Genomic DNA, 25492 nt, shown 5'->3' with positions numbered 1-25492 from the left:
CTCCCTGCCCCCTGCACCCCTGCGGTCTAAATGATAAGTCTTTACCCGAACATGATATTACACCAGACTGTAAGTTGGTGTAAGAATACAGCAGTTTGCCAGTAATTGAGGTACAAAATGTAGGACTCAAAATCATATATAAAGAGTTTCTATTTTTTTAAATCAGCGATGCAATGATATTAATACTCATAGCTACAATGGTGGTATTGAAAAAGAAGGATAATATGCCATGTAACAGAGTCAAGCGCCTCATATCGCGTGATGTCGTCTGCACATCAGAAACTTGGCTAGTCATGCCAATTACAAAAGAATAATATAAAAATTCCCAGTAGTCTGGATAGTCATTATGAGGAAAATCTAAACCTCCGATAATTTCTTCACCATTATTACGACTAATATATTTGTAATAGCTATGTGCATATTGCACTGCAAACATCGTATGCACTAGTAACCAAGAACCGACAATGGTCATAATTGAAAGTATGACATGTAGGGTAAGCAGAATTGTTGACAACTCTTTTTTATCACTTAGTAAAAACCCAATAGCTAAAACACTGGCACAAGCCGCAGCAATCACCAACATGAATATAGCCAAATGTCCTTCATATTCACTCTCAGCATAACGGCGAATTTTTTCTGGCGTAGCCTTGATCATTTTCCACCACGTTACACCTAAGAAGAAGTCAGCGCCGAAGTTCCAAACGCAGAGGATGCGTGTGGGTAAGTGCAGAGAATGCGGAAGGATTACTAAAACTAATACAGCGAGTCCGACAGCAATAATCAGTCGGGGTCGGGAGTCAAAGTTTTTAAATAAATTAAGTTTCACAAATATTGCGATCGCAAATGTTATATAGTCCGGTTTAACTAATTTGTAAGTGTCTGTGAAACACCACACTAAATTGTAAAGTGGTCAGTTTTCTTTAACATTATTGAACCAACTGATCAAATCCGCTGCTGTCGATAAATCTAATAGTGCCTCACTTAAATCTTCTAATTGAGTCAAAGCTGGCTGGGTTCTTCAATCATATCTACCTGAGCAGCAACTTGAGAGAGCAAGGATTCAGGGGAATCCGTTCGCGCCAAAACTGCCATAGAGCTTGGGATTATAGCGGTTCCCATTCAGATGCGGTACAAAATTATATCGCGAGTTGTAGGGGCACGGCAGTGCCGTGCCCCTACGGGTGTACTTCGCTATGTCGGGAAACGTTATAAAGCATTAAGTAATAAATATCACAGTTTGCGATTATAAAATTAAGCTTTAATGCGGCTTGTTGAGGGAATTACTCACTTGAGTACCTGTATAATTGGGAACCCAGCCTTCGGCGATTGCAAAATAGCGTATCCCTTTGAAATTCAACGATGCAGTCGGGCTGCACCAATGCTCAACGCCAGCAAGGATGTAGAGATAATCTTGTGCCTGAACTAAAAGCTGTACCTGACTACCATCTGGTCGCACGAAGCCATAAATCATTTCTCCTGCCAACACGTAGAGGGGTTCAGCGGCAGGATGAGTATGGTAACGGCTGTAGCTTGCTATCAGGTGATGAAGATTGAAGGAACCTGGATGTACATTTAGCAAGTCACACCAGATACCGCCATTTTCTTGCTGAAGAAATTCAAAGACGCTGTTATGGAGTTCTACACAATAACGTTTTTCAGCCTCAGTTAAAACGTCCTGGTCTAGCAGATTGGGGAAGAGGAGCGATGTTCCTGGGTCGTAGTGTCTGAGTTGAACGCCAAGAGGGGCAAGTTCACGAGCTATTTCGCCTAAATCACTCTCAATTGTGCCGTCGTCAAGTAGTAGGTTAGCCATGACAAAAAGACTAATTAACTGTTAAGAAGAGTATACCCAACTTCGAGCTAAAAAGCCACTATTTCCGATTGACAAACCGGGGTTTATTTTTCTGATGACTCCTGTTAATTTGATTCACACCCACTCCTTAACCCCCATTTCTTTCAAGGGTAGGTATTTAAGAAAGGCATAGATAAGCAGGTAAAATACTTATCTGATGGAACTTAGCAGAAATCCTCTGGGTAGAGACAGGGGATAATTTCAAGGTACAGGAGGGTGAATGCAGGTAGGAAAAAGTGAGGAATTAAGAGAATGGACTAGAAAAGTGATAGAAATATTTAGCTATGTAAGCCAAAGCATCCCAGGAGATTGGTTTGTGATTGTCACCACTGAGCGAGGACTTTACGCAGACGGGCTGGACAACAAAATTTAATCCATTGGTTAGCTATAGCGTAGTTTACCACCGTAGGCATTGCTACTTTGTGGTAAATGAGTATTGATGCCAATATGCCCATGATTGGTTTAGATAACCACAACCTTACAATCCCTAATCCGATGAATAAAATTCTCTGGGATATTTATATTATTTGAAACTAGCAAACTTTGAAAATGTATTGTATAAACAAATAATCCTAAGCAGTGAGATAGATGAATTAAGATTAAAAAATAAATATTCTTAACAAAAACTTTAACAAGTTTCTGGAAAATAGTAATAACTGAAAATAGTAAATCCCTCAAAATCAAATACTCCAACAGTTAATCTGTTATTTCTAAGAATTGACTTGCTAGCACTTAAATTTAATTTAGCGCAAAATATATGGGACAAGGTTTTTTGCAAATAGGCTTAACGCTGTGTATTGTCATAACAATTACTCCACTACTCGGAAAATACATAGCGCATGTCTTTTTGGGAGAAAGAACACTGCTTGATTTTTTAATGAACCCCATAGAGCGAAGTATGTTTGTACTCGCGGGTGTTCGGAGAAAAGATGATATGACGGGTTGGCAATATATCCGAGCTGCACTGTCTACCAACCTGATTATGGGTATTGCAGTGTATTTGTTGATATATTTTCAAAGACTCTTACCCTGGAATCCAAACAGCTTCGGTGCGCCTAAATGGGATGTATTGCTGCATACAACGATTTCATTCGTCACGAATACCGACCAACAACACTATGCAGGTGAGACAACCTTAAGCTATTTTAGTCAGGTAGCGGCTTTAGGCTTTTTGATGTTTACCTCCGCAGCCACCGGTTTAGCCGTGGGAATTGCCTTTATTCGTGGGTTGACGGGGAGAAGACTGGGAAATTTTTACGTCGATCTCGTCCGTGGAATTACGCGAATATTGCTGCCGATTTCGATTATTGGAGCGATCGCCTTGCTTGTAGCAGGTGTACCACAAACATTAGCTAAGACTATGGATGTGAGAACCTTAGAAGGCGGGACACAATATCTTGCCAGAGGGCCAGTGGCATCATTTGAAATGATTAAACTTTTGGGCGAGAACGGCGGAGGCTTTTTTAGCGTCAACTCAGCTCACCCCTTTGAAAATCCCAATGGCGCTTCTAACCTGATAGAAATGATCGCCATGATTTCTATACCAGCAGCCTTGATTTACACCTACGGTATATTTGCCAACAACATCAAACAAGCTTGGCTACTTTTTTGGATGGTGTTTGTGATTTTTGTAGTTCTGGTGGGAGTGACAGCCGTAGGAGAACTACAAGGTAATCCCCTTGTTAATAACGCTTTTGGATTAGAACAACCCAATTTAGAAGGTAAAGAAGTTAGATTTGGCTGGGCACAGACGGCATTCTGGGCAGTGATGACTACTGCTACTATGTCTGGCGCTGTGAATGGGATGCACGATTCTTTGATGCCACAAGGAATATTTTCGACTCTCTTCAACTTATTTATCCAGGTTATCTGGGGTGGTCAGGGAACTGGAACAGCTTACCTATTCATTTACTTAATTCTCACAGTGTTCCTAACTGGACTAATGGCAGGACGCACCCCAGAGTTCTTAGGACGCAAAATTGAAAAGCGGGAAATCGTCCTTGCCAGCGTAGTGCTGTTGATTCACCCAATTCTAGTTTTAATTCCTAGTGCGATCGCCTTGGCTTATCCCATCTCCCTATCTGGAATTAGCAACCCTGGCTATCACGGTATTTCCCAAGTAGTTTATGAATACGCCTCAGCAGCAGCAAATAATGGCTCCGGCTTAGAGGGGTTGAGGGATAACACCCTGTGGTGGAATTTAAGTACTTTAGTTAGCTTAATGGGAGGACGCTACATTCCGATGATTGCCATCCTGCTGTTAGCTGACGGCATGTCTCGCAAACAACAAGTACAAGAAACCCCCGGTACTCTAAGAACTGATTCTCTGGTGTTTACTGGTATCACCGCTGGAGTGACACTGGTTTTGGGAGTGTTGACTTTCTTTCCCGTTCTGGCTTTGGGCCCCATAGCTGAGGGTTTAAAGCTAGCATCTGGCAGTTAGAAAAGTTATGAGTTATAAGTTTGGAATTAAGAAAATACCAAAAAATAAATAAATTATCCGGTTTCGTAGGTTGCGTTACTAACGCACCCTACAGGTTGGATATTTTTTTATTAGAAGTTCCTAATAACTCCTAACTTCTAACTCTAACTCCTAACTTCTCACTCCTAAAACTTTATTGATGAATCACGTGGCAACTAACTCCAAAGCTAGACGCCCAAATTCTCGTTCTGGCGATCGCCGCCAAGGACGTAAAAAGGCCAGGGCAAGTAAAAAGTGGCTGTACTTAAGAGCAATTAGAGATGCTTTTGTCAAGCTCAACCCTAAGTATGCAATCAAAAATCCAGTGATCTTTGTGGTTTGGGTGGGGACAATCATTACTCTATTGCTAACGATTGATCCCAACCTATTTGGCCCAGCCCTCCAAACAAATCCGCAACTTTTCAACGGTTTGTTGTCGGGGATTTTATTCTTTACAGTTTGGTTTGCTAATTTTGCGGAAGCAGTGGCAGAAGGGCGGGGTAAAGCCCAAGCCGATACCTTGCGATCGACTAAATCAGAGACGATCGCTAAAAAACTTGCTCCCGACGGCACAATTAGTGAAGTTTCATCCACCAGTCTCAAGCAAGGCGATACTATCTACGTTGTTGCTGGCGATATCATCCCTGCCGATGGCGAAGTAATTATGGGTGTCGCCTCAGTGGATGAATCGGCAATTACTGGGGAATCCGCACCAGTCTTAAAAGAATCAGGCTCCGACGTTGCTAGTTCGATCACTGGTGGAACGCGAATTATTTCAGATGAACTAATTATCCGCATTACATCTGACCCCGGCAAAGGCTTTATTGACCGGATGATTGCCTTGGTGGAAGGGGCAGAACGCAGCAAAACACCCAATGAAATTGCCTTGACAGTATTGCTGGCAGTTCTGAGCTTAGTGTTTTTGTTAGTTGTAGTAACCTTGCCTGCACTTGCTTACTATGTCAACAGTCCAGTCAGCGTGCCAATTTTGATTGCCTTATTAGTAGCGTTAATTCCTACAACTATTGGCGGCCTACTAAGTACCATCGGCATTGCTGGTATGGATCGAGTTGCTCAATTTAACGTCATTGCCACTTCAGGACGAGCAGTAGAAGCCTGTGGTGATGTCAATACTTTAGTTCTTGATAAGACAGGTACAATTACCCTCGGCAACCGTTTGGCGGAAGAGTTTATCCCCGTCAACGGTCATTCAATGTCAGAAATTGCTAATGTTGCATGGGCGGCTAGTGTCTTTGACGATACACCAGAAGGTAAATCCATTGTTCGACTGGCAGAAAAATTAGGCGCCCGGTTTGATTTTGACTCCAGTCAAGCAGAAGGAGTTAGTTTTTCCGCCAAAACCCGTATGAGTGGCACTAACTTACCCGGTGGGTACGAGGCTAGAAAGGGAGCAGTAGAAGCCATTAAAGGATTTGTCCGTTCCCGCAACGGACGCGATACCCCAGAATTGGCTGCTGTCTACGAACGAGTTTCTCGCCTGGGAGGTACACCCCTAGCAGTCAGCCTAGATAACGAAATCTATGGGATTGTTTATCTCAAAGATATTGTAAAACCTGGTATCCGCGATCGCTTTGAACAACTGCGACGGATGGGAGTGCGTACCATCATGCTGACTGGAGATAACCGAATTACAGCTTCTGTCATTGCCAAAGAAGCAGGCGTTGATGACTTCATTGCCGAAGCCACACCAGAAGACAAAATCAGCGTCATTAAAAAGGAACAAGCAGCAGGTAAACTGGTTGCCATGACGGGAGATGGAACTAATGATGCTCCAGCATTAGCCCAAGCTAACGTCGGTGTCGCTATGAATACAGGGACGCAAGCTGCAAAAGAAGCCGCCAACATGGTCGATTTGGACTCCGATCCCACAAAGCTGATCGATATCATTAGCATTGGCAAACAATTGTTGATTACTCGCGGGGCATTAACGACATTTTCTATCGCTAATGATATTGCTAAATACTTTGCAATTATCCCAGTGATATTTGTCGCTGCTAACCTGCAAAGCCTGAATATTATGAATTTGACTAGCTCTAAATCTGCTGTACTATCAGCGCTAATTTATAATGCTTTGATTATTCCCGCTTTGATTCCATTGGCATTAAAGGGTGTGCGATTTAGACCCCTGACAGCTAATCAGCTACTCCAACGCAATATCTTAATTTACGGCTTAGGTGGGATGATTGCGCCGTTTATCGCCATTAAGTTGATCGATATACTGATTACAGTTGTAGGCTTGGCTTAAAGACAGCAAAAGTAGAGACGCTGTGAAACGATCGCATCTTGACCAAAGTAAAATAATAAACATTTTTACTTTTACCTGTTGAGAGGGACAACAAGAAGAATATGAATAAACATCGTTTTCACTCAGCACTGCTTCGGCAATATCCTTTGTTTGGTTGCAATGGCGTAAACAACACATATCACTCGCTATTTTTATCCTGCTGTGCTTGAATGTGGTAACTGCCCCAGTTGTTTATGCTGTTGCTAACAGCACCCTAAAACGTTCTACTACGTGGGCAAAAGAATTAAAAATAAAAAATAAAAAATAAAATTCTAGGAGCAATTGGAAAACTTTTTATGGCTATTATTCGAGAAACCATCAGAGCAATTTTCATAACTCTAATGCTTTGGTTGTTGACTGCAATCATCTATCCTCTAATAATCCTTGTAGTGGGTCAAGTTTTTTTGCCCTATCAAGCTAATGGCAGCATCATGCTGAATCTAAATAATGAACCAATTGGTTCGGCTTTAATTGGTCAGGTGTTCACATCTGAGCGATATTTCCATCCTCGTCCCAGTACTGTTAGATATAGCCAAGGGAAAAAAGCCAAGCCAACTGGCATATCTGGAGCCAGCAATCTTGCTGCAAGCAATCCAGAGCTACTAAAGCGGATTCTTGAACAGGCAAATCAATTGCGAGACGAAAATCTTCAACCGATCGCTGATGTAATTTATACTTCTGCTTCCGGTTTAGATCCGCATATTTCCTTTAAAGCAGCACGGCAGCAATTGACGCGGGTTGCTGGGGCGCGTGGAGTAAAAGAAGATGAGATCCTACGTTTAATTAATAAGTATACTGATGGCAGATTTTTATGGATTTTTGGCGAGCCAGGAGTCAATGTTCTCCGATTGAATTATGCTCTTGACTTGCAAGATATTAATCGTCAGCAAAATCAGTAAATGGGGATTGGGGCATGGGGCAAAACAGTTTCGAGTTCTGAGTTCTAAGTCCTGAGTAAATAAGTGAGATGTCCTACTCGGTACTCAGCACAGGCTAAACCCTAGCTATCCGCTAACAGTACTCAGCACTGTTGAGGGGTATTGGGCATGGGTAAAGTGCTGTTTTCCGATGAAATAGGATTGCGATAGGAACCAAAAATGAAATGTCAGATAATAGTAATACTGGTTCGGCTGGCACTGCACCTTTAAATTCTGTAAATTACTCGCTTTATCCAGCACGACGACGGGGTAAGCATAAAATCTTTATTGGCATGGCTCCTGGAGTAGGCAAAACCTACCGGATGCTGGAAGAGGGACACGCACTCAAGCAGGAAGGAATTGATGTGATCGTTGGGCTTTTGGAAACCCACGGACGCAAGGAGACAGCTGAAAAGGCAGAGGGACTGGAGATTGTACCCCGCAAGCAATATCCTCGGGGTGAGTTGACATTAACGGATATGGATACAGATGCTATCTTAAAGCGATCGCCCCAATTAGTCTTAATCGATGAACTTGCCCATACCAACGTCCCTGGTTCCCCACGCGAAAAACGCTACGAAGATGTAGAAGTAGTTTTGGCAGCAGGTATTGATGTCTACTCCACAATGAATGTCCAACATTTGGAAAGTCTCAATGACTTAGTGGCCAGAATTACAGGTGTGGTAGTCCGTGAGCGTGTTCCTGACAGGATTATGGATGAAGCGAGTGAAATACTAGTGGTAGATATTACGCCGGAAACATTGCAAGAACGGTTATTAGAAGGCAAGATTTACGCACCGCAAAAAATCCAACAATCCCTTGATAATTTTTTTCAACGCCGTAATCTGATTGCTTTGCGGGAGTTGGCTTTGCGCGAAGTAGCAGACAACGTGGAAGAAAATGCGATCGCCTCTACTCCCAATGGGCAATCTTGTAATATTCACGAGCGGGTTTTGGTGTGTGTATCCACCTATCCCAACTCAGTGCAACTGTTACGTCGGGGTGCAAGGCTGGCTAATTATATGAACGCGCCCCTTTATACCTTGTTCGTTGCCGAGCCAGAGCGCTTTCTCACCAAAGAGGAAAGCTTACACATCCACACTTGTGAGAAACTCTGTAAAGAATTTGAAGGTACTTTTCTTCGTGTTACCAACAGTAACATCGCCAATGCGATCGCTGAAGTCGCCGAGAAATATCGGATTACCCAAATTGTAATTGGAGAGAGTCAGCGATCGCGCTGGCAAATGCTCCTCAAAGGATCTTTGACGCAAAAATTGGTACGCTTGCTCAAAAATATCGATTTGCACATCATTGCTAGCGAAAAAATGGTTTCACCCAAATAAGAGATCAAATTTCCCCAAAAACCTCAGAAGTAAAGCTTCCATGTAGACCATAGGGGATATGATGCTTCAGATGTAGCCGCGAAATTGCTCCTTTAGAGAAATCACTAGCATCCAAAATTACCAAATCTGAGTGGTGATGGGTAGCATCATAAACCAAAGCTAATACCCAACCATCATCTTCCTTTTCGGAACCTGGGCGCGGGACGAAAATCGGTTCACCGACAAAACCACGGGGTGCAGCACTCCAAACTTGTCTTTCTCCAGACTCTAAATCAATTTTCAGCAATGCTTGTAAGGGAGCATTGCCAGTTTCTGCATGAGCCGCACCTATATATAGATATCGATAAGGATGTCCCACATTCGCCGGATGTATACTGGGAAATTCACAACAGCGGCTATCAATCAATTCCCGCCCGACTGTCCCATCCTTTATATTCAGACAAAATCGCCAAAGTTGCCCAGGTGAAGAAGCTTCAAAATCAACTTGTCGAAAATCGCTTTCGGGTTCCACTTCTGGTAAATTTTGGTAACAAATCGAGTCAATCAAAACTTCCTCTCCCACCTCAAAAGCATTAACGTGGTGGAAGACAAAACCAGAATTAGTTTCCAGAGTTTTTATTTGTTCTTGCCCTTCTTTGGGGAAGCGGGGAATAATTAGAATTTGAGTTGGCTTATTTGGCTGAAATTTAATACATTCTCCCGCCGCACGTATTCCCAAGGCGAAAGGTATGGGATTAAAGGTGACAGGATTTTGAAAGAAGATGCAGTAATTGGGAGTAATAACAAAATCGTGAATGAAACAAAAACCAGGAACACTATGAGCGTGCTGTCTGACAATTTCACCCGCTGAGTTTAGCTCGAAAATAGTAATTGTGGTAGATAATCCTGGCTTAATTGAGAAGTTGACGAGACAAGGTGCGCCTCCATCTTGGTAACAATTGTTTTCCACGCGCGGATGTGCTGCGAAAGCTTCACCTGCTGACAAAGCACCATTAAAATATTCATTTTCCAGCGTTTCAAGAGTATAAGGATCGAGGCGATATGGTTCCGCCGCTTCCCACATTGCTAGCAGTTTGCCACCCCAATAGATAACATTTGTATTGGCGATATTTTTGAGGTTGAAGTCAAAAATGTTAGCTAGCCAACCGCCGGGTTTTTGAGTGCCAAAAGTACCACGATAGAGAATTTTTCCCGCCTTTTGCTCTGCTAAATAGCCCGTTGTGCGGACAAAGCGGTTGCGAAAATGAGCGCGGCCGTTGGTGAAGGTAATTTTGCTAATCATCCCATCCCCATCAAATGGGTGATGAAGAGGTTGCCCATTCACATCCAGCAAACCGGGGCCATTTCTAAACAGCGTACCTTGTAACTCTGTGGGAATTTGCCCTTCTATATCATCAATCCAATAATCAAACTCTTGAGTGAGAGATTGATATCCTCCTTGCCAGTCTGCACGAGTGTAGGATTTTTCTGTAACTGGGGTTTCTTGACTTTTCAAACGCATATACTTTGTTTTTTCTTGTTATTTTGGACGAAAATATGTTAACAGCTACAAAGAATTGTTTTGCAACTTTAGTACAACGCAAAGGCAGCAAACTAGCTCGACTTAGGGTGAGATTTATTACACTATTCGACTATTTTCGACTCTGGTTCTCTCAGTACCAATTCAGACATCAAATCTGGCAAAAACGCTTCTTCCCCATCTTTGGATGCCTCAGTTTGTTCTTCAGCAGCAGGTAGCCAGTTGATAAATGGTAGGGGTAATAGGGTGCTGAGATTAGTAATTAGCACCAATAGCCAAAGTGATTCAAAGTTCGTTGCGGTAATCCCCAGCCAATACGTGATTAATGCTCCGAATGCATGGGAAACCGTTCCTGCTGAATTAAACACCGACATTAACAGGGCAAATAATGTCGCTTCCACACCAGAGGGACAAAGCCTTGCTGCTAGCACCATCACTTGCATAAAGACAATTTTCCCCATCACAGTGAGAATCAGGCTATCACCCAAACTAAACCAGTGGTCATCTATACCTAACCGCCTGTTTGTGTGAGTCACTAACAACAGCATCGTCATTCCTAAAATTGACGAAAGGACAGTACTCCAAGCAAAAATCACGCGAAAAGGGATGCTTTTGAGGAAACGTTGAAAAATCCAAACACCTGCTAAAGAGGCAAAACTCGTTACCAAATGCACCCGTCCCAAGAATTCTGGTTCAAAGTGGAGTTCGTTGGTAGAGAAGTAGAAAAAGGCTGACTCAGCATTTGGGGTAGCTTGCCAGATGAAGATAAACGCCGTTGGTAGCCAAATTGTTTTTTGGCTAATGGCTTGGCGTAGCTGCCCCAGTTGATGTTTGATTGGTAAAGAGTTGGTCTGATTGCTATCTTGAGCATCTTTACTAACGGGGGACTCAGCAATTAACCAAGCTACCCCTGAGACGATGAGAGGGAATAAGGCGGTAATTCCAAAGACGGTACGGGTAGTAAAGTATTGAAGCAGTAGACCACTAAAGTATGCTGTTATTAAACCTCCGATCGCAGAAGCACCCCAGCATAGAGATTGTAATGAACCAGCCTTTGCTTGCGATTCGCCTCTAGCTCGTTCCACAACCAGTGAGTCAACTATGACATCACTCATGGCGACGGAGAGAGAACCAAGAGCGATCGCTAACGTAGCTGCCCAGCTAGTATGAACTATTGTAGCCAGACTCATCCAGGAAGCAGTTCCTAGTATCCCGGATAAAATCAAGTAAGGTCGCCTACGATAACCAAATATAGGCAAGCCATCAGAGATAAAACCAAACACTGGCTTGATCATCCAAGGTAGAAAGACAATTCCCAATAGTGCCGACACCTGGACTGGACTAAGCAACAGTTCATCTTTGAGAAAAAAGCTCACAGCTAAACGCGATAGCCCTAAAATTCCTTGGACAAAGTAAACCGTGAGAATTGCAATTAACTCCGCATTGGGTTTATTACCCAAAAAGATTTTTTGTGTTAATGAGTCTTTAACCTTGGACAAGCCAGATGATTGAACCACCATTCGATAAATATTTTTTAAATTTTATTTACTTTTCTATCATATCGATTCTTAAGACCTGGGCTTGAGGATCAGTTATATGCCAAGTTAAGCCTGTAGGCTGGTTAATGCCGGCATCTCCAAGCTGAAGCAGGAGAAAATCTGGGCATTGTCTAAGTGTTGTAGAGTCGATGCTCATAAAAGAAATGGCAAAACAATTAGGGTGAGCTTACTTAGGTAAACTCACCCTAACTTGTATTTAATGTTGACTTTTCGCTGGAACTTCTGAAATCCTGCCTACGGCACGCTAGGTGAAGTGGAGCCTGGGAGTAAGGCATAGAGAAAATCAGGCAAATCTTACTGAATTAGAATTGGTATCTTTCATAGTACTGCTTGAAGGCAGTGCTATGAAAGTGGCGATCGCTTGAGAGTGACATTCCCTTAATTATCATCAGAAGTGCAGAAGACCCTTAATGTGAGCCGGAAATTGTCTTTTTTGCAAGCCGCTAGACTTATGACAATTGCAAAACTGACTTTTTCTTGACTCGACGAGTCATAACTGAAGCAGCACCCACAAAACCAATTGCAAAAACTCCTAATACAGAAGAAGACTCAGGAACTGCTTGAGTAACTACATCTCCGGTGATACTCTTGTAGCCAGTGGCGACTGTGTGATTATCTGATTCAAAACCAGATCCACCAACATTGGTGAATTGAATCTGATCAAAAGTTCCGCCAACATCGTAGAAGTTGATGAACGCGTAGGGTTCTCCAGTATTTTGATTTTTGAATGTCGAATTAGGATTACCGTAGTAGCTGTCTTTATTTGGTAGATTGGCGATATAACTAACCACATCAGCAGTAGTCATCGAAAAGACAGTCTGACCTTGTGAAAGAAATGTCATTACGTTATTAGCGTCTCCCGCAGACCACCAAAGTCCAAAGTAACTTTGTGGGGTTTGCAAATTGAGGGTAGAAACCTTTTGACCATTACCTGATCTATTCGTGTCTACATCAAAATATTTGTCTTTTCCACCAGCACCACCATATTGGTCTGCATTCACGACCAGAGTATTCTGATAGCTACCAATATTTGTTGATCCCTCATTCCATTGAAAGCCTGTTGCACTGTAACCTTGTGTTTCTCCATCAAAAGTTTCTACATGAGCATTAACAAGATTTGATAAATTTGCATTTTGTGCGCCTGCGTTTTCTATTGTTACTGAAAAAGATGCAGCCATTACAGGACGGGTAACAGTAGCTAAAGACAAAACAATACCAGAAGCGATCGCGGACTTAATTAAAAGACTTTTCATTTAGCAATCCTTTTTGTTTTTTAATCTCTCGTGTTCATAGCCTCATTGTGCGACGTAATTCTAGGTTCCAACATCAGAGGGATTACTACTTTTTCTATTTGATTGTACCCAGATGAAAATGTAAGTTGCTGGACTTTATTTAGAGGAAAATCACTGATGCTCTGTTCTGTGATGTCTATCGCTTTATATAGAAAGCACGAAGTTATCAGTGCTAAATTGTAAAAAAGCTTTATTTATAAAAATGCGATTTTGCAATTCGCAGGCAGTTTATATTTTTAGGGTTATACGTCAAGAAGACATGAGGCATTGTGCTATGCAAATTCCTTGAAAATCTGTGATTACGCCTTATCTGAATAGGTTTTCAACCTGATAATCAAGATTACCTTGGTTCTCCTTTAAGAGAATTACATAACCTGCCTTTTGCTGTATGATTAGCTTCACAATCTTTTTACAACAACCGATTGCATCAATTTTCACAAGATATCCAGATAGTTCTAATAAATTTCATAACTCTGGAATTGCTGTAATTTTAAAATTCTTCTTTTTACTTCAAGGGAATACGACGTTATTTGATCGGTAGTTGTCGGCTGCCTCTTTCCTCTTCTCTGACAATTCGTCTTTTTCCAGTCAACTATGCCACCTGAGTTTTTTTGACATGGGTAGTAACATGAATTAGACTACCTCTTGCAATCAACAAAAGAATCTTGATCAATGCATCCGACTGAAAAAGTTGCTGTCCCGACTCGCATCATCGGTTTAATTAGTGGCACATCCGTAGATGGCATAGATGCTGCGTTGGTAGAGATTTCCGGTACAGAATTGGATCTCAAAGTTGAGTTGCTAGCTGGGACAACATATCCCTATCCAGCCGAACTCAGAGAAAGAATATTGGCAGTTGGTGCAGGCGTTGCTATCTCAATGGCAGAATTGGCAGAAATAGATGATGCGATCGCTCAAGTCTTTGCCCAAGCCGCGCAAAATATTCAAATTGGTCATCAGCCAGCCACTCTCATTGGCTCCCACGGTCAAACAGTTTATCATCGACCACCTGCGGATAGGGGAATGGGAAACAAAAGCACTCCCGACTCCCCACTCCCTAGTACAGACGCGATTAATCGCGTCTCTGTCCACTCTCCACTAGGTTACAGTCTCCAACTAGGGCGTGGTGAATTAATTGCCCATCTTACGGGCATTACAACTGTGAGCAACTTTCGCGTTGCTGATATCGCTATTGGTGGTCATGGTGCGCCTCTCGTGCCCAGAGTAGATGCCTATTTACTCAGTCATCCTGAAGAAGGGCGTTGTATTCAAAATATTGGTGGTATTGGTAATGTTGCTTATATTCCGCCTCGGCATGGCGACTGGCTCTCAAAAATTCGCGCTTGGGATACTGGCCCAGGAAATAGTCTGTTGGATCTAGCGGTAGAGCATTTAAGCGCTGGTGCTAAAACTTACGATGAAAATGGCAATTGGGCAGCCAGTGGTACTCCTTGCGATCCATTAGTAGAACAATGGCTCAACCAAGACTACTTTCATCTACCGCCGCCCAAATCCACTGGTCGAGAGTTATTTGGTGTGACTTACCTACATCAGTGTTTAAAAGACGCCCAAGCTTACCAACTCAGTCCCGCTGACCTACTGGCAACTCTCACGGAACTAACAGCTGCTTCAATTGTTCATAGTTACCGCACTTTTTTGCCGGAAATGCCACAAAGGGTACTATTATGTGGCGGTGGTAGTCGCAATCTCTATTTGAAACAAAGATTACAGGTGTTGTTGACATCAATACCAGTCTGGACTACAGATGAAGTCGGCTTGAGTGCAGATTTCAAAGAAGCGATCGCCTTTGCAGTTTTAGCTTACTGGCGACATTTGGGTATCCCTGGCAACCTACCTACTGCCACTGGAGCGCCTCGAGAAGTGCTTTTAGGAGAAATTCACCAAGGCCAGTCCTAAGTCCTGAGACTGGAACAATAAATAAACAAGATAAAAAAATTTCTTCATTCTTCATGGGCTAAACGCCCCGCTATCGCTAACGCAACTTAGCACTGCTATAACTGTAGTCTTGGCGGCACTCGATCAAGGCAGGGAATATAAAAGGTGGCTCATACTTTTTTATTGGAACCAGGACGCTGGGCAATGCAAGGAAATTGGCTAGAACGTAATGGTATGCCAATCAGCGTCAAGGGTATGACCTTGGTAGCTTGGAATCGAGATAACTGGTTTACTATGGCTACAAAACTGATATTCCCAGGTAGCGATCGCTCAGAAATCTCTCTCCAATACAAGGGGCGGCTGCATGATGGAGAGCGACAGTATACTTTTTTACTACAACACAATATTTTGGGGCAGGTTGAAGGTGAGGGCTGGATTGGTCTGGACACTATTGTACAGCGTTACTGGGTACTAGGCGATCGTCAGCGTCGTAGTGGCTTTGAAACCCTACACCGGATTTCAGAAGATACATACTACCTCAGTAGTGGCATCTTGGCTGGTCATTTTTTAACTAACACAATGGAAGCTAGCCTAGAGCGTCAGTCAACTTAAGGGCAGTAAATAGCCAGTACAACACAGCAAAGATAGAGCAAGCATTAAAAATCGTTTATTCTCGCCTACATACTAAGTTGTAAGTAGGCAAGAATAAATTAATCAAACTATATTACGCAATAGAAAATTCCTTAAATAGGCTTGTAGTAAGCGGCTCTAGCCCTATTTTGAGGGCTAGAGCCGCTTACTACAAATCTTGAATTATTTACACCTATCTACTTATAGTAAAGAATAAATTCTCAAATTATCATCAGGATTTTAGCATTTTTACCTAACCGTGTAGTCAGTAGTCAGGAGTTCAGTTCCGTGAATCCTAAAGTCTCTGTGATTATCCCTGCTTATAATACTGAAGCTTATATTGCGAAGGCAATAGAGTCAGCCTTAGAGCAAACGCTCACTGATATTGAAGTTATCATAGTCGATGATAGTTCAAGTGATAAAACTGTAGAAGTCGCTAAAAGTTTTACAGACCAACGTCTGAAAGTTATAGTTAATCAACAAAACCTTGGGGCTGCTGCTGCGCGTAATCGTGCCCTGAGAGCAGCCCAAGGAGAATGGATTGCTGTGCTTGATTCAGATGATTGGTATGCTCCCGAAAGATTGGAAAAACTTGTGTCTTTGGCAAATGAAATAGATGCAGACATGATTGCTGATGATATTTATTTAATCAAAGATGGTGCAATATCTCCTTGGAGTACATTGATTCAAGAAAGTGGAGAAAGTATAGAGAAAATCCTCCAAATTGATATCGTTTATTTTGTAGAAACTGATGTCTATGGGCAAACAGGGTTGCATCTTGGTTTAAGCAAGCCTCTATTCAAACGAGAATTTCTAGTTAAGCACGGCATCGAGTACGATGAAGATATCAGGATGGGTCAAGATTTTTGGCTTGATATGAAATGCTTAATCAAAGGAGCTCGCTTTTTCATTGAACCAAAACCCTATTACTACTACCGTTCACGCTCTGGTTCTCTTGTATATCAAAGCCAATTACCACGTCTAAATCAATACTGCAAAGCTACTAATTATTTCATGCAACAAGATGTTGTGAAAAAAAATCCAGCTTTAATGTGTGCTTTGTCTTCTAATCTTGCAGTCTATAAGAAAAATCTAGCTTACCTTCAAGTTGTAGAGCCGCTAAAACAAGGAAAATGGTTAATAGCATTAACAGAAATCAGAAAAAATCCGGGCTTTTTTTATGATTTCCTTTCCCGATTGAATAATATTATCGAACGTCGAATTCAGTACTATATAATGGGTAATAAATCCAGTTTTGACATTTATCCTAATATTCAAAAAAAGCAAAAAACTACCAATTAGTAGCAAGAACATGAGCATGTAATTTGCATAAAACTGTGACTGGTTCTGCTTAATACAAACCAAATTATTCGGAAAAAGGAATGATGATTATTCAATGACAGTTCTATCAATAAATAATCCATTCCTTACATAGTCATAATAAGCTTGAATGTTAAAAATCTGGTCAGGCAATAAGAGGATGTTTTAAAAATATTGGGTGAATATAATTTGCTACTACACAAGCAAGGTCTACCTCTGTGGATTAATGCAAATTGAAAGGTTTGTTAACCTGATGAGGCAGCTTTTCGTTTGTGTAGCCAAGCCAGTGTGATCTTTTGCCAACGCCAAGGGGCATCTCGTAGAGAAGGAGAGACCCTTTAGGGCATAGCGCAATTCCAAACTCCGCACTCATTACTCAGTTCTCAAAACTCTGTGGTGAGTGTGGTACTTCCGTAATTAAGGTTTTTGGCAGATCCTAGAGTTATCTATTTAGTCAAAATTGGGCAAACTAAAACTACAACATAATTAAAGTGCAAAATGGTACAAAGCGTCATTATAAATCTAACCTTTCTGCTTGTTTGATCTGGCATGTTGCACCAGTTGTAATAACTGTCTCGGTTGCAAACTGCCAGATTATGGTTTCAATCCTCTAAAAAAGAACTGAAAAAGCTACTATAGCACCGCCTAATATAGAGTAACGATTAAAAATAGCACAAAAGCTTATAGAATAAGCTTTTTGCCTTTTGACTTCCAACTTCTAGCTTGCGATACTAGCCTAGAAAGTCATTTCTGGGCGCAATAATTCAGATATCAGTTTGAATGCACTTTTCCTCCCAAACACTTACAACCTGCTTTTGGATTCAAATTCTCTATGTCAGACCCCAACATTGGTCGCTTACTCAGCAAACGCTACCAACTCCAGGAGTTAATCGGTACTGGAGCAATGGGTCGGGTTTATCGTGCTAAAGATACTTTGTTGGGAGGTGTACCTGTTGCGGTTAAGTTTCTCGCTCTATCAATCCAAAATGAAAAGATGCGATTGCAAGACCGCTTTGAGCGAGAAGCAAAAACCTGTGCTTTACTAGGGCAAAAAAGCATCCACATCGTTCGAGTTATGGACTATGGCGTAGATGACAATAATACCCCGTTCTACGTCATGGAATACCTACAAGGACAAAGCCTGAACAACATTATTCGCAAGCAACGATTGCCTTTACCAAGATTCCTAAGTATGGCGCGTCAACTCAGCCTGGGGTTACAGTGCGCCCATGATGGCATCCCAGTTGATGGCACTATTTGCCCAATCATCCATCGCGATGTCAAGCCAAGCAATATGCTGGTGATTCAAGATCCCAGTTTCGGAGAATTAGTCAAGGTTCTAGATTTTGGTATTGCTAAGTTATTACAGTCAGATGGCGACCATACAAAATTCTATTTGGGGACATTGGCTTATTCTTCTCCCGAACAGATGGAGGGTAAGGAATTAGACAACCGTGCTGATATTTATAGTTTGGGCGTCATGATGTTTGAGATGCTCACAGGCAAAATGCCACTGGTAGCACCAACTCATTCTTTTGGAGCATGGTATAAAACACATCACTATCAAAAACCACGTTCTTTTACTGAGGTTGCGCCTGGATTGGAGCTACCAAAAGAAATCGAAAATTTGGTGATGAGTTGTCTAGCTAAAGTAGCACGCGATCGCCCCCAAAATATCACTGAAATTCTCAGAATTTTAGCATCTCTAGAAAAGCCTGAGCATACACGCAAAATTAAGCAAGACAGCCATGCCCTAGTTCCTGCTGCTACAGTGAGCAATGAGCTTGAACAAAAGACAAAAGCCGATTTGCGGATATCCTGGTCAAATGATGAAATCGCTCGTGCTATTTCCTGGCCTCAAAATAAACCAATTGCCGATATTGTCTTTCCCCAGCCCATTCATACCAATGGGGAGGTTTTACCAGCCCTGTGGGTGATGCTACCGCAAGAAGAAATTCAAAAGCGTTTACTCTGTACCCGCTATAACCAATTTCTGTTCATCTCTATTCCCCACCCGATGCTGCTATGGATTACTGTCATCTACAACCGCAAACATGGTGCTAAATGGTTACCTTATTACCTTGATCTCAAAACCAGTCTTGGTCAAGAAATTGCTCGGTTATTACAGCACACAGGTTACTACCGCCTGTTATTCTTTGCACGAGAAACACCAAATCGCTGTACCCATATCTTACTTTCCAGCGTCGCCTCTGCCCAGCGCCAACGACTGCAAGAGTGGGTCGCCATGAGTAACACCTTAATGTCCTGTGCTGATTCGCAAATCAGTAAAAACTTGCTCAAAAGCGAGTACGAAAAGATTAAGCCTCAAATTCTAGCAAAACTGGAAAGTATTGATACAGATTCTCCATACGATCTTTCCAGCTAGGCATAATTTCTTAATGTTATATGTTTTAGATGGAACTAAGAGTTGGTTACTCACAGAATGTAAAGTTTTATAAACAAAATATATATAAAGATGTAAGTTCTAGTTATATGTATAAAGAGTGAAATCACTGGCTGCCAAAACAAGGCTATCTAAATTCTCTCAGAATCTTCCTGTGTACATGTTCCAGGAGATTGTAAATTTACGCAGGTGTGATTCTCAGACTAGACGACGAAACTAAAAGAAGTTTGGCTAAAGCAAACAATGAATCTAGCCTACAAAGCTAAAGCTAGGTCTATACTCCAGCAGATATGGCGTAGACAATGTTTACTCATTCTCCGTTAACTTTCTGAATTGAACTTTTGTGCCGTTATTGTGAAATTACTTATCGAAGTTGACGCCCCGACATCCCCAGCTCTTTTCCTCCTTGGAACCAAGCAAGAGAAGGAGGTCGCCCACTGCGACATTAGAACGACTCTATGCCATAGTGGAACCGGAATCTAAGCCCCACTGATGCTTAAGAAGTTCTTGATAAGTTGCCTCGCGGACGACCATTTGCTCATAGAGCTTTACTAAAAAGTCTTTAGCTTGATCGTGGCTCATGTTTTGTACCTGAGTAGCAAATGAGCAGATGCTGAATTGCTGTTCCAAGGATAGTTTCATTGGTTGATTCATAGTTAACTCCGAAAAAACAACGCTTAAACGTGATATCGCTCACAGAAGTCCAAATGGGATAATATTTGGACTTATATCTGTCCAACATTTGTTCCTCCGTATTAAGAAAGATAACAATTGTTTGACAGGTTGCCCACATCCGAAGTGTGGACTTTTTATGCTCTAATATCTTGCACCTAATCCTACTGATATACCACCCAAGTCAGCCGAACCATATTTCGGAAAATAGGCTCTATTTGCCTTAAGAAAGGTATAACTACCTCCCTGGCTCCTTTCTGCTGTGCACAACTCTCCTTTGAGGAGAAGATTAGGTGCTATCCTTAACCATCTATAGTTTTTCTTAAACAAAAAACTAAGATGCTGTCTCCCCCAGTGAGGAGGAAGTTTCGGAGGGCAGGGATTTTAAGGAGGTTGGGGAATGAATGGTAATAAGCGTGAATTATAGTCGCTCTACCTTATTACGTGCAAGATGTCAATTTACCAATCTATGAAAATTTAGCCTCCTGAAGTCATTTTGGAGGCTAAAAATATTTGTATCAAATTGTAAAAAGGAAAAATGCTCACGCTGAACAAATTACTGAGTATATTTACCGGATTAGTCATTTGTCAGTTGTCCTTTGTCCTTGGACAATGACCAATGACCAATGACTAATGACTATTTTCTTCGAGCGAGACGATAACAACTGTGATGTTATCGTGCCCTCCATGCTCTTTGGCAGCCTCGACTAGAGAAATGGCGGCTTTATCAACCCAAGGAGTTTCTTGGAGGCAGCTAGCAATCTTTTGTTCGACAAGTTCTTCTGTGAGACCATCACTACATAACAGCAGGCGATCGCCAACTTTTACATCTAGTGGTTGCACATCAATTTGATGCAAGTCTTCACGCCCCAAACAGCGTGATAATACATGACGAAAAGGATGCGATCGCGCTTCATCTAAAGTGATGTCACCGATTTTGATTGCCCGTGCTACCCAAGTGTGGTCTTCCGTTACCTGTTCTAAGTGCGACTCTCGAAAGCGATACAGCCGGGAATCGCCAACATGACCGCACCAGGGCGATTCTGGGGCGCGAAAAATTACCGCTACAACCGTTGTACCCATATCGGCGCGTTCGGGATGATTTTGCTGATCGTGCAAAATCGCTTCATTGGCTCCCCACAAAGCTTGCTCTAGCAGTTCTTGAGAAGATTTAGGAGATTGCCAATTCGCCACCAAATATGCCTGAATTTCCTTAGTGGCAATCCGACTTGCCTCCTCACCTCCCGCATGACCTCCCATACCATCGGCGACAACGAAAAACCGCCCCTCTGGGTCGATATAGTAAGCATCCTGATTATTAGAACGAATAAGTCCCGGATCGCTAAAACCCGTGAAATTAAGTTTCATAATTTTTTTTGCAACAATTAATACATACGATCGTAACGGTCAAGGCGTAAAAGTAGTCTGATTAAGATCACTGAAAGCCCTGCTGCGATTAAACCAGGCGCTAGTGCCCACCATACATGATTGCTAACCACTAAGATCGTAGCTGAAAGTGTGAAACCACTGATTAACAGAGCATAACTTATTGAGAGCTGAATACTGCTCTGCCGCCGCAACAGCCGTTCAGTTTCTATAGACCGAACGCGCAAGCGCATATCTCCCCGCTCTAGCTTCTCTAGTGTATCTTCTAATCTACGTGGTAGACCAAACGCAGTACTACTTACCTGAGCTGCTTGGCGACTTAATTCGTTAAGAAAGCTATTCCCCTCAGAACCATTCATATCGGTCATAAGCTGCATTGCATATGGTTTGGCAACTTCCATAAAGTTAAACTCTGGATCTAGACCCTTGCCTACCCCCTCCAGAGTAGAAAAGGCTCGCATCACAAAAGTGAAGGTTGCTGGAAATCTAAATGGCTGATTATAAGCTATTTCATAAAGGTCGTCACTGATTGCTGCGACGGATTGGTTTTCAAAGGGCTTATCCATGAAATTATCCAGCATATACTGGACGGAACGCCGCACTGGGCCCATATCATCGGTTGGGGCGATCGCGCCTAGATCGATCAAAGACTGCACAACGCGATCGCCATCTTTTTGGGCAATACCAAACAATGTTTGCATCAATCCTTCGCGGACATTGGACTTAATCCGCCCCATCATCCCGAAATCGTAGAATATTAGAGCGCCATTTGCACTAACGGCAATATTACCTGGGTGAGGATCGGCGTGGAAAAAGCCACTATTGAGTAATTGGAGTAAGTAGGCTTGAGCGCCTTGACGAGCGATCGCTTTTCGATCCAAACCTGCTGCTTCTAAAGCTTCGTATTGGCTAATTTTAATTCCAGGGAGATATTCTAAAGTTAGAACTCTGGAAGTAGCGTAACGCCAGTAGATTCTGGGGACGTTTACCCAATCATAGCCGCGAAAGTTCCGGCGAAAAGTATCGGCGTTACGACCTTCGTTGAGATAATCAATTTCTTCCCAAAGAATGCGGCAACATTCTTCGTAAATACCCAACCAATCTCGCCCCCGTCCCCATTTGGGATGGTTTTGAAAGTAGCGAGTAATTCCCTTGAGAATCTGTAAATCTATTTCAAATAACTTCTTGAGTCCAGGACGTTGCACCTTGACAACAACCGATTCCCCAGTATGCAGCACAGCTTTGTGTACTTGCCCCAAGCTAGCAGCAGCTAAGGGAATAGGTTCAAAATTATGGAACAGTTCAGGAATTTTCTTGCCTAGTTCTTTCTCAATGGTTGCTTCTACTTGCTCATAGCTAAATGCCGGTACTTTGTCTTGTAACTTGGCTAGTTCTTCTACATATTCACCAGGGAAGATATCAGCACGGGTAGAAAACAGTTGCCCAACTTTGATGAAGGTTGGCCCTAAATCTAGTAGGGTATTGCGAATCCAAACCGCTTGGGTTTTGCGTCTTGCAGCTTGCTTTGCCTCAGTCACACCACCCGGATAACTCCAAGATTTGTTGTATAGCCAAAGTTTGAACAATAAGGTCAATACAAAAGACCAAATATCCACAAAACGCCGTCTGCTAGAGTATTTTTCCCGATTCCAACGGTATGCTTTATCTGAATAACCTTGTTCCATATACTTTGTGTACCGTTGGTTTGCAACCGAATCACTTGGAAGAAAAGACACTCTGATTCCTAAACTATTTTTTCTTAAGTGTCCTTTGTCATTTGTCCTACCCTGCGGGAAGCCGCTGGCGCGTCTATGTCATTTGTGCATAATTTTTGACCAATGACTAATGACCAATGACTAATGACTAAAAAAAAATTTATGCGGAAGTTCTGCGATAATGTTGCAATTCTGTTCGTAACAGGGCAATTTCTGCTCGTAATTCATCAATATCTGCTTGCAAGTCACCGGAATCAGAATTGGCTTGTCTAGTACCTGTGGTAGCTTGACCTGCATTAGCTGATTCTGTTGCCCGATTTGCCCGCTCTAGGACTTCTTCTGTAAACTGGCGTAACTGCTCTCTAGCTTCGGCATCAAATTTGCCCAAATCACTCAAAGCATCGGTCAAGACGACCTCTAAACGCTCATTAACTACTTCAGCTACCGCTCTACCTACGAAAAAGGCTTGCACAAGGGGATTACTCATAAATTTTTGTTACGTTGCACCGCAAGAGAATTATAACTTGCCTGTATGCTTTACGGCTTCTGCTGGGGAGCTAGAGATTTGGCCTTGGCGATCGCTAAACTGGTTGAGTAGAAAAAATCCTTGATGAAATTCTATGAGATCCGACAATCTTTGAGAAGTTACAAGAAGTATTCATTGATTGCCAGCATTGTCAAGCACCTTTTGTTTAGCCAGTGGTTGGAGGTTTAACCAGTTTCCGCCCCTTGCGGCACTAGTTCCAATTTTGCCAGAGATTAGGGAATTAGTTAGAAATAGAACTAGAAAAACAAATTGAGGGGATCGCACCGCCACCAACTCCAGAGGAAGATTCCTATATGCATCTGGGAATTTTTATGAAGCAATGTTAATTGTGTGGGCAGTAAATCGAGAGTTGACAATCAAAGCACTACAAGCGATCGCTTTATTGATGACATTCCAGCAACTCTCGATAATATTGCTCTGGTGTACTCGGTAAATAAGTCGTCATTTGCAAAGTTTGTTCTTTCAATTTGAAACCTTGGGTAATGTTAATCCGGCTGAGGAAATCGATATCGTGGGAAATTACCCAAAGCGCTCCTTGGTAATCATTGATACCTACTACCATTTGTTCAACAGTTTCAATATCCAGGTTATTAGTTGGCTCATCGAGAATCAGCAGATCGATTTCTGAGATACTGATCATAGCGATCGCTAATCTTGCTAACTCACCTCCACTCAGCACAGAGGCGCTTTTGTGAACGTCATCATATTTAAAGAGGAAGTGTCCTAACTGTTGACGCAAAAGCTGATAGCTGAGATTAGGATTGGCAGCTTGCATATTTTCCAGAATTGTGTGTCGGCGATTTACCAATTCGTAGGTTTGATCGAGATATACAGCTTTCATCGCTGGTGCAAGCAAAACATCACCTGATTCTAAAACCGCTGCTTGGTTTTGCATTCCTAAAATTGCTTTTACCAAACTCGATTTACCAGAACCGTTTGCGCCGATAATCGCTATGCGATCGCCAGATGATACATGCAGTTGAATATTTTGAATCAATAGACGTTCTGATACCCTAAGATTTGCACCTTGGATATGAATGAGATTTCGGCGCTTTTGATTTTTTTCTTCTAGCTGAATACTCGTTACTTTCGTAGTTTTTACCTTCGTCTCTGCAACCTTTTGATTAGCTTTTGCTACTGCTGCTTCATGTTTCTTTTTCGCAGTTCCGGTAGACACCTCAGCTTTAGTTTTAATCAGTCCTGCTGCCATTCTATCGATACTACCATTAAGAAACTTGGCATGACCATTGCGACTAGATTGGGCTGCGCGTTGCTGTTCTTGCATAGCTGTGGCTTGGGTACGCTTGAGTTCCTTTCTGGCGGCTTCGTGCGATCGCAATGCTGCTTCTAACTCGATTTCTTTTTGTTCTCGATACTGAGAAAAATTACCTCCATATACTTTCAAACCAACAGGTGTAAGTTCCCAGGTAATATCTGTCACCTGGTCTAAGAAAAAAGGTTTGTGGGAGACAATTACATATGCACCAGTAAAATTTAAAAGAAACTGTCTCAAGCTTTCTAACGCTTCCAAATCCATGTGATTAAGTAGGTGGGCATAAAAAAACCAGACTATGTAAAGATAAGTAAATACAGAGAATGCATCGACATGAGGTGACTTATATATGGGCGCTCGTTTAAGAGTATTTCTAACTCGTGAGCAAGATCAAACTCTGT

The 25492-nt window shown here is 42.2% G+C and carries 20 protein-coding genes; 9 read left to right on the top strand and 11 right to left on the bottom strand.

Features of this window, described 5'->3' with window-relative positions; translation table 11 throughout:
* Nucleotides 1–157 precede the first annotated feature (157 nt).
* The 3 genes from HWQ44_RS30415 to HWQ44_RS30410 all read right to left on the bottom strand — a co-directional run bounded on the left by HWQ44_RS30415 (nt 158) and on the right by HWQ44_RS30410 (nt 1813).
* Nucleotides 158–826 (bottom strand): DUF1345 domain-containing protein, encoded by a 669-nt coding sequence (locus HWQ44_RS30415; protein ID WP_292725744.1) that lies wholly within the window; start codon nt 824–826, stop codon nt 158–160.
* 84 nt (nt 827–910) lie between these two features.
* A complete protein-coding gene (locus tag HWQ44_RS33715) occupies nt 911–1003 on the bottom strand; it encodes a DUF4351 domain-containing protein (RefSeq protein ID WP_366931406.1) in 93 nt (30 codons plus the stop codon).
* Between the two features lie 255 nt (nt 1004–1258).
* On the bottom strand, nt 1259–1813 hold the full coding sequence (locus tag HWQ44_RS30410) for an acireductone dioxygenase (protein WP_292725742.1): 555 nt from the start codon (nt 1811–1813) through the stop codon (nt 1259–1261).
* A gap of 259 nt (nt 1814–2072) precedes the next feature.
* Between HWQ44_RS30410 and HWQ44_RS30405 the strand changes: the two genes are divergently transcribed.
* The 5 genes from HWQ44_RS30405 (at nt 2073) to HWQ44_RS30385 (ending at nt 8878) form a co-directional block, all read left to right on the top strand.
* Nucleotides 2073–2225: a hypothetical protein gene (locus HWQ44_RS30405; RefSeq protein ID WP_292725740.1), complete on the top strand. Its 153-nt coding sequence runs from the start codon at nt 2073–2075 to the stop codon at nt 2223–2225.
* Nucleotides 2226–2609: 384 nt separating this feature from the next.
* Nucleotides 2610–4295 (top strand): potassium-transporting ATPase subunit KdpA, encoded by a 1686-nt coding sequence (kdpA, locus tag HWQ44_RS30400; RefSeq protein WP_292725738.1) that lies wholly within the window; start codon nt 2610–2612, stop codon nt 4293–4295.
* 178 nt (nt 4296–4473) lie between these two features.
* Nucleotides 4474–6579 (top strand): potassium-transporting ATPase subunit KdpB, encoded by a 2106-nt coding sequence (gene kdpB / locus HWQ44_RS30395; RefSeq protein ID WP_292725736.1) that lies wholly within the window; start codon nt 4474–4476, stop codon nt 6577–6579.
* 335 nt (nt 6580–6914) lie between these two features.
* Complete coding sequence (gene kdpC / locus HWQ44_RS30390; RefSeq protein ID WP_292725735.1) at nt 6915–7517, top strand: K(+)-transporting ATPase subunit C; 603 nt, start codon at nt 6915–6917, stop codon at nt 7515–7517.
* 203 nt (nt 7518–7720) lie between these two features.
* Nucleotides 7721–8878, top strand: coding sequence for a universal stress protein (locus HWQ44_RS30385; protein WP_292725734.1), 1158 nt, complete (start codon nt 7721–7723; stop codon nt 8876–8878).
* A gap of 4 nt (nt 8879–8882) precedes the next feature.
* Here HWQ44_RS30385 and HWQ44_RS30380 read toward each other — a convergent pair whose 3' ends face one another.
* The 3 genes from HWQ44_RS30380 to HWQ44_RS30370 all read right to left on the bottom strand — a co-directional run bounded on the left by HWQ44_RS30380 (nt 8883) and on the right by HWQ44_RS30370 (nt 13209).
* The gene (locus HWQ44_RS30380; RefSeq protein WP_292725733.1) at nt 8883–10379 is read right to left on the bottom strand and encodes a carotenoid oxygenase family protein; all 1497 of its coding nucleotides are present in this window, start codon (nt 10377–10379) and stop codon (nt 8883–8885) included.
* A gap of 122 nt (nt 10380–10501) precedes the next feature.
* Nucleotides 10502–11917, bottom strand: a complete 1416-nt coding sequence (locus HWQ44_RS30375) for a folate/biopterin family MFS transporter (RefSeq protein WP_292725731.1) — start codon at nt 11915–11917, stop codon at nt 10502–10504.
* A gap of 488 nt (nt 11918–12405) precedes the next feature.
* Nucleotides 12406–13209, bottom strand: a complete 804-nt coding sequence (locus HWQ44_RS30370; protein ID WP_292725730.1) for a hypothetical protein — start codon at nt 13207–13209, stop codon at nt 12406–12408.
* A 711-nt stretch (nt 13210–13920) separates the two neighbouring features.
* Between HWQ44_RS30370 and HWQ44_RS30365 the strand changes: the two genes are divergently transcribed.
* From HWQ44_RS30365 to HWQ44_RS30350, 4 genes are all read left to right on the top strand, one after another.
* Nucleotides 13921–15165, top strand: a complete 1245-nt coding sequence (locus HWQ44_RS30365) for an anhydro-N-acetylmuramic acid kinase (protein WP_292725728.1) — start codon at nt 13921–13923, stop codon at nt 15163–15165.
* A gap of 144 nt (nt 15166–15309) precedes the next feature.
* Nucleotides 15310–15756 (top strand): hypothetical protein, encoded by a 447-nt coding sequence (locus HWQ44_RS30360; protein ID WP_273762642.1) that lies wholly within the window; start codon nt 15310–15312, stop codon nt 15754–15756.
* A 306-nt stretch (nt 15757–16062) separates the two neighbouring features.
* Nucleotides 16063–17076, top strand: coding sequence for a glycosyltransferase family 2 protein (locus HWQ44_RS30355; RefSeq protein ID WP_292725726.1), 1014 nt, complete (start codon nt 16063–16065; stop codon nt 17074–17076).
* Between the two features lie 850 nt (nt 17077–17926).
* Nucleotides 17927–19480: a serine/threonine-protein kinase gene (locus HWQ44_RS30350; protein ID WP_292725724.1), complete on the top strand. Its 1554-nt coding sequence runs from the start codon at nt 17927–17929 to the stop codon at nt 19478–19480.
* A 474-nt stretch (nt 19481–19954) separates the two neighbouring features.
* On the opposite strand, the gene HWQ44_RS30345 is transcribed toward HWQ44_RS30350, so the two are convergent.
* The 5 genes from HWQ44_RS30345 to HWQ44_RS30325 form a co-directional block, all read right to left on the bottom strand.
* Nucleotides 19955–20152: an NblA/ycf18 family protein gene (locus tag HWQ44_RS30345; RefSeq protein WP_041565841.1), complete on the bottom strand. Its 198-nt coding sequence runs from the start codon at nt 20150–20152 to the stop codon at nt 19955–19957.
* 648 nt (nt 20153–20800) lie between these two features.
* A complete protein-coding gene (locus HWQ44_RS30340) occupies nt 20801–21538 on the bottom strand; it encodes a Stp1/IreP family PP2C-type Ser/Thr phosphatase (protein WP_292725722.1) in 738 nt (245 codons plus the stop codon).
* 17 nt (nt 21539–21555) lie between these two features.
* Nucleotides 21556–23241 (bottom strand): AarF/ABC1/UbiB kinase family protein, encoded by a 1686-nt coding sequence (locus HWQ44_RS30335; RefSeq protein ID WP_292725720.1) that lies wholly within the window; start codon nt 23239–23241, stop codon nt 21556–21558.
* Between the two features lie 190 nt (nt 23242–23431).
* Nucleotides 23432–23758: a DUF6825 family protein gene (locus HWQ44_RS30330; protein ID WP_292725718.1), complete on the bottom strand. Its 327-nt coding sequence runs from the start codon at nt 23756–23758 to the stop codon at nt 23432–23434.
* Nucleotides 23759–24197: 439 nt separating this feature from the next.
* Nucleotides 24198–25355 (bottom strand): ATP-binding cassette domain-containing protein, encoded by a 1158-nt coding sequence (locus HWQ44_RS30325; protein WP_292725716.1) that lies wholly within the window; start codon nt 25353–25355, stop codon nt 24198–24200.
* Nucleotides 25356–25492 lie beyond the last annotated feature (137 nt).

Source organism: Nostoc sp. JL34 (assembly GCF_017114945.1).
Classification (GTDB): domain Bacteria; phylum Cyanobacteriota; class Cyanobacteriia; order Cyanobacteriales; family Nostocaceae; genus Nostoc.
Note: the sequence above shows the minus strand (reverse complement) of the source record. Positions and strands in the feature narration are given on the sequence as shown.

Excerpts from the sequence above, each read along its gene's own strand:
- HWQ44_RS30365 (WP_292725728.1), top strand. The coding sequence starts at position 13,921 with ATGCATCCGACTGAAAAAGTTGCTGTCCCGACTCGCATCATCGGTTTA.
- kdpB (WP_292725736.1), top strand. The coding sequence starts at position 4,474 with ATGAATCACGTGGCAACTAACTCCAAAGCTAGACGCCCAAATTCTCGT.
- kdpC (WP_292725735.1), top strand. The coding sequence starts at position 6,915 with ATGGCTATTATTCGAGAAACCATCAGAGCAATTTTCATAACTCTAATG.
- HWQ44_RS30370 (WP_292725730.1), bottom strand. The coding sequence starts at position 13,209 with ATGAAAAGTCTTTTAATTAAGTCCGCGATCGCTTCTGGTATTGTTTTG.
- HWQ44_RS30350 (WP_292725724.1), top strand. The coding sequence starts at position 17,927 with ATGTCAGACCCCAACATTGGTCGCTTACTCAGCAAACGCTACCAACTC.
- HWQ44_RS30410 (WP_292725742.1), bottom strand. The coding sequence starts at position 1,813 with ATGGCTAACCTACTACTTGACGACGGCACAATTGAGAGTGATTTAGGC.
- HWQ44_RS30335 (WP_292725720.1), bottom strand. The coding sequence starts at position 23,241 with ATGGAACAAGGTTATTCAGATAAAGCATACCGTTGGAATCGGGAAAAA.
- kdpA (WP_292725738.1), top strand. The coding sequence starts at position 2,610 with ATGGGACAAGGTTTTTTGCAAATAGGCTTAACGCTGTGTATTGTCATA.
- HWQ44_RS30405 (WP_292725740.1), top strand. The coding sequence starts at position 2,073 with ATGCAGGTAGGAAAAAGTGAGGAATTAAGAGAATGGACTAGAAAAGTG.
- HWQ44_RS30325 (WP_292725716.1), bottom strand. The coding sequence starts at position 25,355 with ATGGATTTGGAAGCGTTAGAAAGCTTGAGACAGTTTCTTTTAAATTTT.
- HWQ44_RS30385 (WP_292725734.1), top strand. The coding sequence starts at position 7,721 with ATGTCAGATAATAGTAATACTGGTTCGGCTGGCACTGCACCTTTAAAT.
- HWQ44_RS30380 (WP_292725733.1), bottom strand. The coding sequence starts at position 10,379 with ATGCGTTTGAAAAGTCAAGAAACCCCAGTTACAGAAAAATCCTACACT.
- HWQ44_RS30345 (WP_041565841.1), bottom strand. The coding sequence starts at position 20,152 with ATGAATCAACCAATGAAACTATCCTTGGAACAGCAATTCAGCATCTGC.
- HWQ44_RS30330 (WP_292725718.1), bottom strand. The coding sequence starts at position 23,758 with ATGAGTAATCCCCTTGTGCAAGCCTTTTTCGTAGGTAGAGCGGTAGCT.
- HWQ44_RS30375 (WP_292725731.1), bottom strand. The coding sequence starts at position 11,917 with ATGGTGGTTCAATCATCTGGCTTGTCCAAGGTTAAAGACTCATTAACA.
- HWQ44_RS30340 (WP_292725722.1), bottom strand. The coding sequence starts at position 21,538 with ATGAAACTTAATTTCACGGGTTTTAGCGATCCGGGACTTATTCGTTCT.